Annotated in this window: 17 protein-coding genes; 11 read left to right on the forward strand and 6 right to left on the reverse strand. The window is 33.8% G+C overall.

Features of this window, described 5'->3' with window-relative positions:
- The 3 genes from CA2559_RS11875 to CA2559_RS11885 all read left to right on the forward strand — a co-directional run bounded on the left by CA2559_RS11875 (window position 1) and on the right by CA2559_RS11885 (window position 4662).
- Entirely contained in the window at window positions 1-2493 is a 2493-nt protein-coding gene (locus CA2559_RS11875; protein ID WP_013188145.1) for a PIG-L family deacetylase, read from the forward strand.
- A 108-nt stretch (window positions 2494-2601) separates the two neighbouring features.
- The gene (locus tag CA2559_RS11880; protein ID WP_013188147.1) at window positions 2602-2970 is read left to right on the forward strand and encodes a hypothetical protein; all 369 of its coding nucleotides are present in this window, start codon (window positions 2602-2604) and stop codon (window positions 2968-2970) included.
- The gene (locus CA2559_RS11885) at window positions 2971-4662 is read left to right on the forward strand and encodes a sodium:solute symporter (protein ID WP_041241019.1); all 1692 of its coding nucleotides are present in this window, start codon (window positions 2971-2973) and stop codon (window positions 4660-4662) included.
- 58 nt (window positions 4663-4720) lie between these two features.
- Here CA2559_RS11885 and CA2559_RS11890 read toward each other — a convergent pair whose 3' ends face one another.
- Window positions 4721-5566: a DUF2911 domain-containing protein gene (locus CA2559_RS11890; RefSeq protein WP_013188149.1), complete on the reverse strand. Its 846-nt coding sequence runs from the start codon at window positions 5564-5566 to the stop codon at window positions 4721-4723.
- A 163-nt stretch (window positions 5567-5729) separates the two neighbouring features.
- Here CA2559_RS11890 and CA2559_RS11895 point away from each other — a divergent pair, with 163 nt between their 5' ends.
- A complete protein-coding gene (locus tag CA2559_RS11895) occupies window positions 5730-6197 on the forward strand; it encodes an SRPBCC family protein (RefSeq protein ID WP_013188150.1) in 468 nt (155 codons plus the stop codon).
- A gap of 5 nt (window positions 6198-6202) precedes the next feature.
- Here CA2559_RS11895 and CA2559_RS11900 read toward each other — a convergent pair whose 3' ends face one another.
- Window positions 6203-7621, reverse strand: a complete 1419-nt coding sequence (locus tag CA2559_RS11900; RefSeq protein ID WP_013188151.1) for a M20/M25/M40 family metallo-hydrolase — start codon at window positions 7619-7621, stop codon at window positions 6203-6205.
- A gap of 65 nt (window positions 7622-7686) precedes the next feature.
- A complete protein-coding gene (locus CA2559_RS11905) occupies window positions 7687-8565 on the reverse strand; it encodes a PPK2 family polyphosphate kinase (RefSeq protein ID WP_013188152.1) in 879 nt (292 codons plus the stop codon).
- Window positions 8566-8642: 77 nt separating this feature from the next.
- On the opposite strand from CA2559_RS11905, the gene CA2559_RS11910 reads away from it, so the two are divergent.
- Window positions 8643-9242, forward strand: a complete 600-nt coding sequence (locus CA2559_RS11910) for a hypothetical protein (protein WP_013188153.1) — start codon at window positions 8643-8645, stop codon at window positions 9240-9242.
- Window positions 9243-9248: 6 nt separating this feature from the next.
- Here the strand turns inward: CA2559_RS11910 and CA2559_RS11915 are convergent, their stop codons facing one another.
- Window positions 9249-10025, reverse strand: a complete 777-nt coding sequence (locus tag CA2559_RS11915; RefSeq protein WP_013188154.1) for a TIGR03915 family putative DNA repair protein — start codon at window positions 10023-10025, stop codon at window positions 9249-9251.
- Window positions 10022-11284: a putative DNA modification/repair radical SAM protein gene (locus tag CA2559_RS11920; protein WP_013188155.1), complete on the reverse strand. Its 1263-nt coding sequence runs from the start codon at window positions 11282-11284 to the stop codon at window positions 10022-10024. The genes CA2559_RS11915 and CA2559_RS11920 overlap by 4 nt, the downstream gene beginning before the upstream one ends.
- A gap of 159 nt (window positions 11285-11443) precedes the next feature.
- Here CA2559_RS11920 and CA2559_RS11925 point away from each other — a divergent pair, with 159 nt between their 5' ends.
- The 3 genes from CA2559_RS11925 to CA2559_RS11935 all read left to right on the forward strand — a co-directional run bounded on the left by CA2559_RS11925 (window position 11444) and on the right by CA2559_RS11935 (window position 13340).
- Window positions 11444-12007, forward strand: coding sequence for a TetR/AcrR family transcriptional regulator (locus CA2559_RS11925; RefSeq protein WP_013188156.1), 564 nt, complete (start codon window positions 11444-11446; stop codon window positions 12005-12007).
- Window positions 12008-12075: 68 nt separating this feature from the next.
- Entirely contained in the window at window positions 12076-12633 is a 558-nt protein-coding gene (locus CA2559_RS11930; RefSeq protein ID WP_013188157.1) for a carboxymuconolactone decarboxylase family protein, read from the forward strand.
- A 62-nt stretch (window positions 12634-12695) separates the two neighbouring features.
- Complete coding sequence (locus tag CA2559_RS11935; protein ID WP_013188158.1) at window positions 12696-13340, forward strand: DsbA family oxidoreductase; 645 nt, start codon at window positions 12696-12698, stop codon at window positions 13338-13340.
- Window positions 13341-13420: 80 nt separating this feature from the next.
- On the opposite strand, the gene CA2559_RS13840 is transcribed toward CA2559_RS11935, so the two are convergent.
- Window positions 13421-13564, reverse strand: a complete 144-nt coding sequence (locus CA2559_RS13840) for a hypothetical protein (protein WP_013188159.1) — start codon at window positions 13562-13564, stop codon at window positions 13421-13423.
- A 331-nt stretch (window positions 13565-13895) separates the two neighbouring features.
- On the opposite strand from CA2559_RS13840, the gene gpmI reads away from it, so the two are divergent.
- Genes gpmI through map form a run of 3 tightly spaced genes read left to right on the forward strand, consistent with a single transcriptional unit; the run spans window position 13896 to window position 16813 of the window.
- The gene (gene gpmI / locus CA2559_RS11940; protein ID WP_041241229.1) at window positions 13896-15410 is read left to right on the forward strand and encodes a 2,3-bisphosphoglycerate-independent phosphoglycerate mutase; all 1515 of its coding nucleotides are present in this window, start codon (window positions 13896-13898) and stop codon (window positions 15408-15410) included.
- Window positions 15407-15970, forward strand: coding sequence for a thioredoxin family protein (locus CA2559_RS11945; protein WP_013188161.1), 564 nt, complete (start codon window positions 15407-15409; stop codon window positions 15968-15970). Before gpmI ends, CA2559_RS11945 begins: the two co-directional genes overlap by 4 nt.
- Before the next feature lie 9 nt (window positions 15971-15979).
- The gene (gene map, locus CA2559_RS11950) at window positions 15980-16813 is read left to right on the forward strand and encodes a type I methionyl aminopeptidase (RefSeq protein ID WP_013188162.1); all 834 of its coding nucleotides are present in this window, start codon (window positions 15980-15982) and stop codon (window positions 16811-16813) included.

Raw genomic sequence — 16813 nt, forward strand, 5'->3', positions numbered from 1 at the left:
ATGAAACAATTTTTCCTGCTAATAGCTTTAGCAATTGCAACAACTGTATCTTCTCAAGCACCAACAAAATTAAATTCGGCAGACATTTATCAGGCTATAAAAAAAGCCAATGTTCTTGCTTCTGTACTGTATGTGGCTGCGCATCCAGATGATGAAAATACAACGCTTATATCATACCTATCTAACGAAAAGCATGCTAGAACGGCATATTTATCATTAACACGTGGTGATGGCGGTCAAAACCTTATTGGCCCAGAAATTAGAGAGTTATTAGGAGTAATAAGAACACAAGAGTTATTAGCTGCCAGACGTACAGATGGCGGTGAACAATTATTTACACGTGCTAATGATTTTGGATACTCAAAGCATCCAGATGAAACTTTAAACATTTGGAACAAAGATGAGGTGCTCGCAGATGTGGTGAAGATGATTAGAACGTTTAAACCAGACGTTATCATAAACAGGTTTGATCATAGATCTCCTGGAACAACACACGGCCATCATACATCTTCTGCAATGTTAAGTGTTGAAGCCTATAGTTTGGCAGGAAAAGCTACTGCGTTTAAAGACCAATTAAAAACGTTAGAACCTTGGCAACCAAAACGTCAATTTTTCAATACATCGTGGTGGTTTTACGGAAGCCAAGAAAAATTTGATAATGCAGACAAATCTAAATTATTAGAATTTGAAACTGGCGTGTATTACCCTTCAAAAGGCTTATCTAATTCAGAAATTTCAGCATTAAGTAGAAGTCAGCATAAATCTCAGGGTTTTGGTCGTACAGGATCTCGTGGTAGCGATGTAAATTACCTTGAGCTTATTAATGGCGATATGCCAAAAGATAAATCAAATCTTTTTGAAGGCATTAACACCACTTGGAGTCGTCTAGAAAATGGAGAGACTGTAGGAAAATTACTAAAATCTGTTGAAACCAATTATAATTTTAAAGATCCTTCTGCCAGTATACCAATGCTAATGCAAGCTTATACGGCATTGCAAAAACTAGATGACTCTCATTGGAAAACCACAAAGTCTAAAGAGTTAGAACAAATTATAACGGCTTGTGCAGGTCTTTATCTAGAAGCTGCTGCAACAACACCTACAGCAACAAGAGTTAGTAATATTCCTTTAAATATTGAAGCAATAAATAGATCTCCTGTTAATATTAGAGTAAATAGTATCCTGTTTCCGGCAAGTAACCAAGTTATTGAAGACACTTTAGAACTTACTCCAAACAATGATATTGAACGCCAGTTTAATTATAGTATATCAAATTCTGCAGCATTCACATCGCCGTATTGGCTTACAAAAAAAGGAACTTTAGGAATGTACGCCGTAGACAATGAAGCATTTATAGGAAAACCACAAACGCCATCTCCACATAATGTACAATTTAAGCTAACCATAGCAGGAATGCCTATTACTATTACAAGGCTAATAGTATATAAAACAAGTGATCCTGTAAAGGGAGAAGTTTATATGCCTTTTGAAATTGTCCCAAAAGCTAGTGTAAGTTTAAATGATGATGTCGTAATCTTTGAAGATGAAGCTTCTAAAACCATAGCTGTTAATGTTACAGCCCACTCAGCATCTTTAGATGGTACTTTAAAATTAAATGTTCCTAATTCTTGGAATGTTTCTCCAGAGAGCGCTGCTATTTCCATAAAACAGAAAGGCGCTACACAATCTATAAATTTTAAAGTTACACCACCACAACACCAAGATGAAGGTTATATCTCTCCAATATTAACTACAGCAACTAATACGTATACCAACGCATTAGAGGTCATTGAATATGATCACATACCAATACAACGTGTTTTACTGCCTTCAGAAAGTAAAGTTGTAAGGTTAAACATTAAGAAAAAAGGAAATAATGTTGGTTATATTGTTGGTGCTGGTGATGTTGTTCCAGAAAGTTTAAGACAAATAGGCTACAACGTATCATTATTAAATGTAGATAACATAACTGCTGAAAATTTAAAGATATACGATGCTATTGTTGTAGGAATTAGAGCTTACAACACGGTTGATGCACTTAAATTTAAACAGCCTATACTCTTAGAATATGTAAATAATGGTGGTAATCTCATTGTACAATATAACACCTCACACAGGTTGTTAGTTCAAGAGAATTTGGCACCTTATAAATTAAATCTTTCTAGAGACCGAGTTACAGATGAGTTTGCTAGGGTTACATTTTTAAATCCTGAACATCCAGTGTTAAATACACCAAATAAGATTACCCAAACAGATTTTGAAGGTTGGGTGCAAGAACGTGGTTTGTACTTTCCAGATGATTGGGGTAAAGAGTTTACACCACTTTTTGAAATGAATGATAGTGGAGAATCTCCTAAAAAAGGAAGTTTACTAATTGCTAAATATGGTAAAGGAAATTATATATATACAGGCTTAAGTTTCTTTAGAGAATTTCCTGCTGGTGTATCTGGAGCCTATCGCCTATTTACTAACTTAATATCACTAGGAAAGTAATGGAAAAACCTGAAAAGTATGTTTGGAAACCTATTTACACAGTTATACTAGTAGCTAATGCTATCTATATCCTGTTGTTTTACATTATAATGAATCAATTTAGTTAAAATGGTTTCATTAGAATCTTATATTTTGAGAAGTGATCCTTTATTAGAATTTATTCTATATCAAGACAATTTTAAAATTATAAGTGCTTACAATGGAAACCATAACGGAAATTATAATTACAATGATTTAATTAAAGTCTATATTATAGAGGAAGAAAAAAAAATATTAAGCTCTATTTTGAGTTTTGTATTTTCAATATTCACATCAATATCTTCTTCTGGAGAAATTATATTTAATGATGGTGTTTATAAGACCCGAAAACGACTAGTTATCAAAATTAAAAACAAACACTTGGATATTTTACTTACCAATTGTGATATAGACAATACTAAAAATCTTGTGAATTACTTAAAACATAAACAAAACTAAATGTCGAATATAGATTGGGTCATTTTATGTTGTACACTACTTTTTATCGTGGCTTACGGTGCCTATAAAACTAAGGGTAGTAAGAATGTACAAGATTATATAAAAGGTAATAATGAAGCACAATGGTGGACCATAGGTTTATCTGTCATGGCTACACAAGCAAGTGCCATCACATTTTTATCTACACCAGGACAAGCCTTTCATAGCGGTATGGGTTTCGTTCAATTTTATTTTGGTTTACCTATCGCCATGGTAATTATTTGCTTGGTGTTTATTCCTATTTACCATCGCTTAAAGGTATACACGGCTTATGAATATTTAGAAAGTAGGTTTGATCAAAAAACCAGAACGCTTACAGCAATACTATTTCTTGTACAGCGTGGTTTAGCAGCAGGTATAACCATATTTGCTCCTGCAATAATTTTATCTGCAGTATTAGGTTGGGATTTACTCACGCTTAATATTATTATTGGTGTTCTTGTTATTATTTATACTGTATCTGGTGGAACTAAAGCTGTAAGTATTACACAAAAACAGCAAATGGCCGTAATCTTTGCAGGTATGTTTGCTGCCTTCTTTATTATTGTAAGCAAACTACCAGAAGATATTACTTTTACTAAAGCCTTAGATATTGCTGGTGCAAGTGGAAAAATGGAGATCCTCGATTTTTCTTTTGATCTTAGTAATAGATATACTATTTGGACAGGATTTTTAGGAGGTACCTTTTTAATGTTATCTTATTTTGGGACAGACCAAAGCCAAGTACAGCGATATTTGTCTGGTCGATCTGTTCGTGAAAGCCAATTAGGACTATTATTTAATGGTCTTCTTAAAGTACCAATGCAATTCTTTATTCTATTGGTTGGTGTTATGGTATTTGTGTTTTATCAATTTAACGCATCTCCTATAAACTTTAATCCAGCTGCTCATGAAGCTGTTCAGAATTCTGAATATGTACAAGAATACACTGCACTTGAAAATCAATTAAAAACAATTCAAGCAGAACAGAATATTACCAGTTTGGCGTATGCAGAAGTTTCAGATCAAACTAGTTCAGAAGACTACAAGGCGTTAAAATCTCAATTGGCTCAATTAAACAAAGAAGAAGTTGCCGTACGCGAAAAAGCAAAAACAATAATCACGAGTGCAGACGCTACAATTGAAACTAATGACAAGGATTATGTTTTTATAAATTTTATACTAAACAATCTTCCAAGAGGTCTTATAGGCTTGCTTTTGGCTGTAATTTTATCTGCTGCTATGAGTAGCACGGCATCAGAATTAAATGCATTGGCATCTACCACAGCTATGGATTTGTATAAGCGTAACGTTACTACAGAAAAAAATGACATGCATTTTGTGAAAGCCTCTAAATGGTTCACATTAGGTTGGGGAGTTTTAGCCATATTAGTGGCTTGTGTCGCAAATTTATTTGACAATCTTATACAGCTCGTAAATATTATAGGTTCAATATTTTATGGAAATATTCTTGGTATCTTCCTACTTGCCTTTTTTGTAAAGTATGTAAAAAGCAAGGCAACATTTGTAGCTGCCATACTTACACAAGCAATTATTGTGTTTGTTTGGTATATGGATTACCTGCCTTACCTATGGCTTAATGTTTTGGGTTGTGGTATTGTAATGGCAATTGCTATCCTATTGCAAACAACTTTTAAAGCTAAAGAACATTAAATAAAAAACTCCTCGAAACATAAGTTTGAGGAGTTTAAATAGTTGGTTAGGTTCTAAATTATTTAGCGCCCCATTCTTTTAAAGATTCTTTATTCATCTTTATATAATCTGCATTTCCAGCTTTTTCAGCACCTTCTAAAGATTTCTTAGCAGTTTCAATAGCCATTTTCTTGTTTCCTGCTTTAGCATAAATTAAAGATTGTTGGCGCAGTTGCCAAAATGCAGGCTGCTCCATCATACTCATAGCTTTTGTCATCCAATCTTGAGCTTTCTTTATGTCTTTATCGTTAGCTGAATAATAAACCGCTGCTGCGTAATAATCTGCTGGAGATGGTCCATTTAAAGTAGCTTCAATATTTGCCATTACTGTCTTATCTGTATGTGTCTTTATTGGTAAGGCTACATACACGTTTTCCCATAATAATCCTAGGTTTACAGAGTCACTCATGACATCGTCAAAAGTAATGGTAAAGCTCTCTATATCCATTGGCATTTCTTGTACTTTAGCAGTAGCTTTTGCAGCTATCTTGCTGTCATCCCATTTTTGTGGTACACCCCAATTGTTAGTATCGCTATATAAAAAGAACTCCCAATCTGTTGCGTTTGGTATAGTATAAAGCGCATAAGTTCCAGCAGGAACTTTTTCATCTCCAACTATAACATCTTCACTAAATGTAATTGTAGTGTTGGCGTTAGCACCTGTTCTCCACACGTTATCAAATGGTACAAGATTTCCGAAAATTTCACGATCTCTCATTGCTGGTCTTGAATACTCAACTGTCATATCTGTAAGACCTACAGTCTGCATTACTTTTGCTGCAGGACTTGGTGCTGGTGTTTTAATTTGTGCTTGAGTAGCTACAGACAAAGCTAAAGCACTCATAAATAATACTATACGTTTCATAAAATGTAATTTTTAGTTGCCCTCTAAAGTACTATTATTAAGCACCTTGAAATGTTAACGAAATCTTAAAAGGAATTGAATTAAAATGATCTCATCACTGAGTGATTATTAACTTTGTTTATTATTTTTAATAAATGATTAAACAATATGTTATCTTTGTGATATGAAGATATATAGACTACATAGATTTCAAAAATTACCTATTACAATTGATGAAGCTTGGGAATTACTGGCTAATCCTAAAAACCTAAAATTAATTACTCCAGACTATATGGGGTTTCATATTTTGAGTGGTGCAGACAGACCTATGTATCCAGGACAAATAATACAATATATAGTAACTCCAGTTTTAGGAATTAAAACCAAATGGGTAACAGAGATTACCCACGTAAAAGACAAATCTTATTTTGTTGATGAACAACGTTTTGGTCCCTACGCATTATGGCATCACAAGCACTTTATTAAAGAGATAGATGGTGGTGTTGAAATGGAAGATATTGTAGATTATAAAGTACCGTTTGGTTGGTTAGGACAACTTGTGCATCCATTTTTAGTAAAACCTAAATTAGAGGAAATTTTTAAATACAGATACAACAAACTAATTGAGATGTATGGAGAGTTTAAAGAATAATTTAATTAATTCTTAAAAGGCATCTTTGTAGGAAAACCTTCTACACCATATGTATCATATAAATATACCAAGCTTGTCATAGTTGCTGCACCTAGCTCTAGTTCACGTTTATTAACTGCCTCAAATGTATCATTTGCAGCGTGATGGTAATCAAAATAACGTTGTGAGTCTGGGCGTAATCCAGCCAATACAGAGTTTCCGTTTTTAAGAGGTCCTATATCTGCTCCGCTTCCACCTTGCTCGAAAAAGTGAATTAAATAAGGTTTAAATAATGGTTTCCAAGCTTCTACTTGTTTAAATTGAGCATCTGTACAATCAAATGAAAATCCACGTGGTGTAAATCCGCCAGCGTCACTTTCTAATGCAAAAATGTGATTTTCGTTTTTCTGTTTTGCAACATCTGCATATTTGTTTCCGCCACGTAACCCATTTTCTTCATTCATAAACAATACAACTCTAATAGTTCGTTTTGGTGTAATGTTAGACTCTTTTAATAATCGTAACACTTCCATAGATTGCACAACGCCAGCACCATCATCGTGTGAACCATCGCCTAAATCCCAAGAATCTAAGTGACCTCCTACTACAATTATTTCATTAGGAAACTCACTTCCTGTAATTTCTCCTATAACGTTATGAGATTGTACATCATCAAACGTTCTGCAGCTCATCTTAAAAAAGAATTTAGCATCTGGCGTTAATTTTAAAAGGCTGCTCAAATATTCAGCATCATTAGTTGAAATTGCAGCAGAAGGAATCCTATTATCTTTTGGGGTGTCTAAATAGCTCATAGATCCAGTATGTGGATAATCATCTAAGCGCAAATTCATAGAGCGCACAATAACACCTACAGCTCCATATTTAGCAGCTTCTGCAGCACCTGCATAACGTTGGTCTACACAACCTCCATAAGCTTCAAACGTCTGTATAAGGTTGGCGCGCATTGGTCTGTTATAAAATACAATCTTACCTTCTATCTGCTCTTTTCCATATTCTGCTAAATCTTCTAGACCTTGCACCTCGATAACCTCAGCTTTTAATCCATTTACTGGTGTTGGTACAGAGCCACCAAGCGCACAGATGTTTACTGTTTTACTCTCGCCAGGCTTAGTTTCTATATAAGCGTATTCTTTAGTGCCTCTTGTCCATTTTGGAACCATTACTGGTTGTAACCAAACCTTGTCTAAGCCTAATTTTTGTAATTCTTTTTTAGTGTATTGCACTGCTTGTTCTGCTTGTATAGATCCAGATAACCTACCTCCTATTTGATTAGATAAATGGTCTAGCCACTCATAACTTTTGCCATTAAGCAAAGACATATCATAAAGCTTACGTAAAGCTAAAGAATCATTTTCTGCAGATGTATTTTGTGCGAATGTGGTTAGAGAGATTACTAGGGCAAGTAAAAAGGTAATATATTTCATTGTATGTGTTACGTTTATACGTTAATTACGGTAGTTTTAAACTGTTGTTACAGTTGTAATAGGATTTATTCGTTATTTAATTCTGCTTTATAACTATCTATTTCAGCTTTAATTTCGGAATCTAATTCTGGCTCAACAACATCTTCAAGTTGTGTTAAGCTATCGTGTAATATTTTAGCAACCAAATAACGTGCCGTTGGTTTATCATCTGCTGGTATTATATACCAAGGTGCGTGTGGTTTAGATGTTCTATTTATAGCATCTTCATAACAAGTCATATAATTGTCCCAAAGTTTACGCTCCTTAAGATCTCCTGGAGAAAATTTCCAGTTCTTACTCTTTTTGTTTAAACGTCTTAGGAGTCTGTGTTTTTGTTCTTCTTTAGAGAGGTTAAGAAAAAACTTAAAGATTAAAGTTCCGTTTTCTGCAAGATGCTCTTCAAAATTATTTATTTGCTTAAAGCGTTTATTCCAAAACTTATCATTTACATCACTTAAAGAAGTTACATTAGGTAGTTGCTCTCCCAAAATATATTCTGGATGTACTCGTGTAACCAATACATTTTCATAGTGTGTCCTGTTATGAACACCAAACTTTCCTCGTGCTGGCAACGCCAAATAATGGCGCCAAAGGTAATCATGATCTCGCTCTAAATCTGTAGGTACCTTAAAACTATGCACCTCAACACCTCTAACATTAAAATCTTTAAAAACTTCTCTTATTAAACTGTCTTTTCCAGAAGTATCCATTCCCTGTAAGCAAACTAGCACAGCATACTTGTCATGAGCATAAAGCGTATCCTGCCAATCTCCCAAATCTTTACGAACATCTTTTAAAGCATCCTTTACTGTATCCTCATCTGCTTGCAGGTCTATTTTAGTTGAATGTTCTTTTAAAGTAGTTGAATATGTAATCTTAAATTGGTCTGCAGAAATTTGTCTCATGGCTTAATTTTATTCGGATTTTAAATATACAATCTTTAGGATAACTATTTTTTTATCTTTGTCGAAATTTATCTGCATTGAACAAAGCTCAAATTATTGAAAACGTTGCTACAACGTTAAAAGATACGCCTAGCGCACAGGAAATTGTTAAGAAAGGTGGAAACCGTGACAAACGCTTTCATTACCTAGCAACGCATATGGTCGAAAAAGCCATAGCTAAAGACGCACTTATAGTTTCAGAAAATGGCGCTGGTACTGCTATTCTCTTTAAGACTAACGCTAAAGAAGAAAACTTTTGGAAAGATCTTCCTAAAGAATTGGCATTGGTACGCCACGTAACAGGCATAAAAAATGCACTTAAAATTTTAAAGAAACAAAAGTACATTAAAGCTCAACGCCCGTTAGAAGGTGATTATTTATACTGTTGGTTTTGGGGTATCCTACCAGATACAAGAGGTTTTGGAGACGAAACCCAAACGGCAAAAGAAATGAAAGATAAAATGATGGACGTTGCAGATAAACTACAATTACCATTATATGCCGAAACCAGAAAACGTAAAGTAGTGATAGTATATCGCCGTTATGGATTTGATATGTTTCACGAATGGGTACAACCAGATGGCGAAAAAATGTGGTTCTTAAGATATATACCCGTAAAAGGCGTACCTCATAAATAGATTTTCCTACTCAGGTAATTTTTCACTTAAATACTTCCAATATCGCTTTGGTACATGTTGAATATGTAACCTCATGTTTTTGCGAGATTTAATATTGGTGCTTTTAAAATAATCGCGCCATAAGGTTTGAAAAACCAACTCATCTTCATCAAACATATCTGAAGATGTTTTAGTGGGATCAAAGTTTTTATCAAACTGAAAGTTTACAATATCTACTTTATGCAGATTATAATACAGACCATAATCTCTCTTTAAATCGTATATAATCCATTGCTGATCTGCGTAGCGTTTTAAAAAATGCTTACGTATTAATGGGAGTACATTAAAATCTGGATCACAATTGGCAAAATATACGCCGTTTTTGGTAAGCCGGAATCTAATAAAAGCTTCCATACGGTGCTTTTCCCTATTTACCATTTTAGCTAGTTGTGCTACTTTTAAAACATCATCATCAGAAAAATCTGTAGCTATACTTCTTTTACTTTTTAAAGACTTTTGTATGTAGCGTAACATTACATCTTCTATGCCTGTACGCTCACTTAAAAATGCACAATATAGTTGGTGGCATGCTTGCGGTGTTAAGCGTTTTTTTAAAGAAGACCATACACGATTAGCTTTTACCTCTTCTGTCTGTACAGCATAACTTTGCGCAAACAAAGAATCTTGCGCCACTGTAATATTCTGGATATTAAATATTTTAATTTTCTTTTCATACACTTCAAACACACACGTTAAGAAGCCATCAAAAGTGCCATCGTAATTTAGTGTGAAACGTGTTGTCATGAGAATAGGCTTAATTGTGCTTGCCTAGCACTATTAAATTTAGTTTTAGAGTTTTGTAATATATAGCCTTTAATACGCTCTGGAGTAAGGTCTCTCGTTTCAAAATCTTTAGAATCGCAAGTAATAAAGTATTGTGCTCTATTTAGTGCTACCCCAATTTTTTTGAGATGATCCCAATTAAGTGCTCTAAACTTTCTAGCCTTAAGTATTTTATATACGCTACGCATTCCTAAACCAGGAATTCTGGCTAACATCCTGCCATCTGCTTTATTTATATCAATAGGAAACTCATTCATATTCCTAAGTGCCCAACTTAATTTTGGATCTATATCTAAATCTAAATTCATATGATCTTCATTTAAAATTTCAGTAATATCAAACCCATAAAAACGCAATAACCAATCTGTTTGATAAAGTCTATTTTCCCTAAGCATTGGGACTTCTGCACCTATCTGTGGCAAACGGCTATCATAACTTATTGGCACATAGCCAGAATAATACACCCGTTTAAGGTTAAAATTTTTATAGAAGTAATTAGACGCATACATAATATCCTTATCTGTCTCACCACTCGCACCAATAATCATTTGTGTACTTTGTCCTGCTGGCGCATATTTTGGTGTGCTTTTTATAAGCTTCTTTTCTGCTTTATATTGAATAATCTCATTTTTAACCTTTACCATTGGTTTTATAAAATCTTCGCGTTTTTTATCTGGTGCCAATAACTTTAAGCCGCTTGTGGTAGGAATTTCTATATTCACACTTAGCCTGTCTGCATACAAACCGGCTTCGCGCATTAACTCGTCTGATGCACCTGGAATAGATTTTAGGTGTATGTAACCATTAAAGTTTTCTTCCAACCTTAATTTCTTTGCTACAGCAACCAAACGCTCCATAGTGTAATCTGCATTTTTAAAAATGCCGCTACTAAGAAATAATCCTTCTATGTAATTACGCCTGTAAAAATTTATGGTAAGATCTACCACTTCTTGTACTTTAAATGCTGCTCGTTTTATATCGTTACTCTTTCTAGTTACACAATACGCACAATCGAAAATACAGTGATTGGTAAGTAATATCTTTAATAATGACACGCAACGGCCATCTTCTGTATATGTGTGACATATTCCTGAAGCAGATGCATTTCCTAAACCTTTGTTTTTATTAGTTCTATTGCTTCCGCTGGAAGAACAAGAGACATCATACTTTGCAGCATCTGCCAGAATATTTAATTTTTCTTTAAGTCGATCAAAAGACATATACTCTAATTTATACACAAATATAATTCAGAAATTCATAACTTGGAAATATTCCATACTATAAATTGGATTATTTCCAATATTGTAAGAATTTAAATAAATGCCGACTTATATAAAAAGAAACAAAGCGATTGCTTAGTTTTGTGTTCTCTTAAAATTATGGCCAGAACAAAACAATATAACGAACACGATGTGATTCAAAAAGCAATGAACCTTTTTTGGAAGAATGGCTATGAAACCACATCTATACGTATGCTGGAAAAAGAAATGGGAATTAATCAATTTTCTATATACTCTAGTTTTGGAAGTAAACATGGTGTATTTGTAGAAAGTATTAAGGCGTACAAAGTTCAGTTGAATTTTATTAGACATAAATTAAGAGATTCTAACTCTGGTACAACTGGAATTAAACAGTTCTTTTATGATTTTTTAGAATTCACAAAAGACAATACCTCTAGAAAAGGATGCTTAGTTTGTAACACCGTTAGTGAACTTGGCAACAATGCAGAAGAGGATTTAATGAAAGAGTTATTAAAGTTTACAGAAGAAATTAAAGTTCTGTTTATAAACAACTTAAAACAGGAAACTACAAAGACAAAAGAAGATATTACAAGAGAATCTAACTACTTAATGACATCTATGCTAGGATTGTCGTTAGGTTCTAGAATTCTTAACGACGAACAACTAGACGATTATATAGAAACAACATTTAAAAATATATAATCTATTTTTTTACCCTATAACTAAGCAGTTGCTTAGTTTAATAATTACTAACATTAAAATTGAAAATTATGAGTACATTAAAAATTCACAACGCAGAGACAGCTCCAGAAGAGAGCAAGCCTTTATTAGAAAAATCTCAGAAAGCATATGGTATGATTCCAGGATTACACGGTGTTTTAGCTGGTGCTCCAGGTTTATTAGAAGCTTACCAAACCTTACATGAGCTATTTACAAACTCATCTTTTAATAATGATGAGCTTACGGTTGTTTGGCAAAGTATTAATGTAGAACATGGATGTCATTACTGTGTTCCTGCGCATACAGGAATTGCAAAGATGATGAAGGTAGATGATGCTATTACAGATGCCCTTCGTAATGAGACAGAATTACCTACCGAAAAATTAGAAGCATTGCGTACAATGACATTATCTGTTGTTAAAAACCGCGGTAATGTAAGTGATGAAGAACTAAAAGCTTTTTACGATGCTGGTTATGGTGAAAGACAACTCTTAGAAATAATCTTAGGCCTTTCACAAAAAGTAATTAGTAATTACACTAATCACATTGCAGAAACTCCGGTTGATGATGCTTTTGAGAAATTTGCTTGGGAGAAAACCTCTAAGTAATAAAAGTATACATATACAGAAGCCTAAGCTAATTAGGTTTCTGTATTTTTAAATAAAAAAATATGTCAAAACAACTTAAGATAGATATTGTATCAGATGTTGTATGTCCTTGGTGCATTATAGGCTACAAACGCTTGGAGCAAGCTATTAAGGAATTAAATGTAGAAGAACAAGTAACTATTGAGTGGCAACCATTTGAGTTAAATCCAAATATGCCTAAAGAAGGACAGCTTGTACAAGAACATATTTCTGAAAAGTATGGTGCATCTTTAGAAGATCAAAAACAGTCTCAAGAACGTATGACACAATTTGGAGCCGAATTAGGGTTTACATTTAATTATCACGACGCCTTGAGAATGGTTAATACAAAAGATGCACATATTGTGTTAGAATATGCAAATGAACAACACAAACAAACCGAATTAAACCTAGAGTTAGTCTCCTTGTTTTTTAGCGAAGGAAAAGACATCTCAGAAAAAACTATATTGTTAGATGCTGTTGAAACTGTTGGATTAAATAAGACAGAAGCAGAACAACGCTTAGACGATGTAAGTTATAAAAATGCAGTTGTTGCTAAAGAGATAAAATGGCAAGATTTAGGTGTTACTTCTGTTCCTACAATGGTCTTTAATCATAAAAGTGCTTTATCTGGAGCGCAACCCGTTTCAGTTTATAAAGATGTGCTAAAAGAACTTTTAGAATTGTAATAAAGTGGAGTTTATACTTACAGTTTTAAGTTCATTATAAATTTAAAGGAGCTACTGTTTATTCAGTAGCTCCTTTGTATTTATCGTTTCAGTTTAGCGGCCTTTGTAATGGGCTCATCTATCTGTTCTTGATCTGCTTTAAACGTCTTTAAGTCTTTTTTAAAGTGCTTGGCAAACCCAAAAGCAAATAGGCAAAGTGCTATTACTATAAAGAGTCTTCTCATTGTTTTAAAACTAAATTCTTACTTCCTTTTCACAGTGCAAAGTTGGCACCGATTTTAAGAATAACCTAATAAAAAATGAAAAGTTGCAAAGACTTAATTGTTTGCTAACATTATCTTCTTAATTTGTTTTAAAACAGATAAAACTGAAAGTTAGTCCCCTAATTTTAGTGCTTAAATTTATGTTTTAAAACTCCTGAAATTCAATGTACTTTCAATGTGAAAAATAATTCCTAATTAAGTTTAATTTTTCAATCCTATTTCTAAAAATTCAGCTTGCTAAACTAAAGTTGTATGTCTTAGGTCTTCCTTATCTTTGCCAAAAAATATGGCTATGGATAAAAAAGTAATGTTAATGATCTTAGATGGTTGGGGAATTGCAACAGATACATCTGTCTCTGCTGTCGATGCTGCAAACACACCTTATATAGATGCATTGTATACAAAATATCCAAATGCTACATTACGCACAGATGGTATGAATGTAGGATTACCAGAAGGACAAATGGGAAACAGCGAAGTTGGCCATATGAATTTAGGTGCAGGACGCATAGTTTATCAAGATCTTGCTAAAATTAATAACGCTGTAGCTCAAAACACCTTAAAAGATGAAGAGGTCCTACAACGTGCTTTTAGCTATGCAAAAGAGTTTAATAAACCTGTACATTATATAGGATTACTTTCAGATGGTGGCGTACATTCTCACACATCTCATTTAAACGGGCTTTTAAACGCTGCAAATGCTTACGGTATTTCTAAAAATTACATACACGCCTTTACAGATGGCCGTGATGTAGACCCACAATCAGGTAAAGGTTTTATTGAAAACTTAATAACCACATTGCCAAAATATAATGCAGAGCTTGCCACAGTTACTGGCAGATATTATGCAATGGATAGAGACACAAGATGGGAGCGCACCAAATTAGCTTATGATGCACTGGTAAATGCAGAAGGACAGCCAACAAATAATATACTTAAAAGTATACAGTCTAATTATGACGACGGCATTACAGATGAGTTTATAAAACCGCTTATCTGCACAAATAATGATAATCCAGTTGCTACTATAAACCCAAACGATGTTGTAATATTCTTTAATTTTAGAACAGATCGTGGTAGGCAATTAACAAATGCACTAACCCAAAGAGATTTTGTTGAAGAAGGTATGGCTAAGCTACCATTATATTTTGTTACTATGACAATGTATGATGAAACCTTTAATGATATTAAAGTCATCTTTAAAAAAGAAAATATTAAAGAAACCTTAGGCGAAGTTTTAGAATGGAGTGGTAAAACGCAATTACGCGCTGCAGAAACCGAAAAATATCCGCACGTTACATTTTTCTTTTCTGGCGGAAGAGAACAACCTTTTAAGGGTGAAACAAGGATTATGGCAAAATCTCCTAATGTTGCTACTTACGATTTACAACCAGAAATGAGTGCTTTTGAGTTAACAGAACGTGTAAAAGCTCACATTGAGACAACTGCTAGCGATTTTATTTGCATTAACTTTGCAAATCCAGATATGGTTGGTCATACTGGAGATTTTAATGCAGCTATTAAAGCCTGTGAAACTGTAGATTCTTGTGCACAAACACTAATTGAAGCTGCTAAGTTACAAGGCTACACAACTATTGTAATTGCAGATCACGGTAATAGTGAGGTAATGGTAAATCCAGATGGCTCACCTAATACAGCACATACAACCAATCCTGTACCAATGCTATTGGTAGATGATTCTCTTAAAACTATTAAAGATGGTGTATTGGGAGATATAGCACCTACAATATTACATTTAATGGGAGTTGCAAAACCTAAATTAATGACTCAAAATTCATTATTATGAGATTAACATTTTTTATCCTTGTTTTATGTGTAACCCTTATGTCTTGTGGTCACCAAAAAACTGCTGTAGAAAGTACAGCAACTCCAACAGAAACTACAGCTAAAGTAGACTCAATTATGGTAAAAACACCATCTAGTATTCTTACAAAAGAAGACTTTATGAATGCGCCCTATGGAGATTGGTTCTCGCCAAGATATGAAGACTATAGTATAAATGCAGAAACAGCTGCTGCCATAAGCAAATACATTAATGATTATGATATTAAGGTGTTTATGGGCACTTGGTGTAGTGATAGTAAGCGAGAAACACCTAAACTCTATAAATTACTAGAAGAGTCTGGTTATAATATGGCCAACTTAGAAGTAATATCTGTAGACCGTAAAAAAGTAACACCTAATAACCTCCAAGAAGGTTATAATATTATAAAAGTACCAACAATTATATTTAGTAAGAACGGCAAAGAAGTAAATAGATTTGTTGAGTACGCCCAAGAAACATTGGCAGAAGATATTTTAAAAATAGTATCTGGCCAACCATACAAACACAGTTACGCAGAGTAATACCCAATTATGATTATAGCAAAAACAAGAGAAGAAATCGCTTTAATGCGAGAAAGCGCACATGTAGTTTCTAGAACCTTAGGTATGTTGGCAAAGGAAATTAAACCAGGCGTTACAGGTGCAAGGTTAGATGCTCTAGCAGAAGCTTACATAAGAGAAGAAGAAAACTCAATACCAGGTTTTAAAGGTTTATATGATTGTCCTTCTACTCTACTTATATCTCCAAATGCAGAAGTAGTACACGGAATCCCAAAAGACATTCCCTTTAAAGAAGGTGATATTATTTCTGTTGATTGTGGTGCAATTAAGAATGAATTTTACGGAGATCACGCTTACACCTTTGAAATTGGTGAAGTAGATGAAGCCACAAAAAAATTAATTAAAACTACTAAAGAGTCTCTTTACGTTGGTATTAAACAACTTAAGGAAGGCAATAGAGTTGGTGATGTTGGTTTTGCAATACAAAAATACTGCGAACAAAGAGGATATTCTGTAGTAAGAGAATTAGTTGGTCACGGTATTGGCCGAAAGATGCATGAAGATCCAGAAATGCCAAACTATGGTAAACGTGGTCGCGGTAAGAAATTTATTGAAGGTATGACAGTTGCTATTGAACCTATGATAAATATGGGAGCAAAACGTATAAAGCAATTATCTGATGGTTGGACAATTCTTACTGCAGATGGCAAACCAAGTGTACACTTTGAACATGATGTTGCCATTGTAGATGGTAAGCCTGTTTTATTATCTACGTTCGATTATGTTCACGAAGCTCTAGGAATTACCACAAATGAAGAGGATGAGTTTAGGTTAGACTTAACTACACTTTTACAAGAATCATAA

It is taken from the genome of Croceibacter atlanticus HTCC2559, assembly GCF_000196315.1.
Taxonomy (GTDB): domain Bacteria; phylum Bacteroidota; class Bacteroidia; order Flavobacteriales; family Flavobacteriaceae; genus Croceibacter; species Croceibacter atlanticus.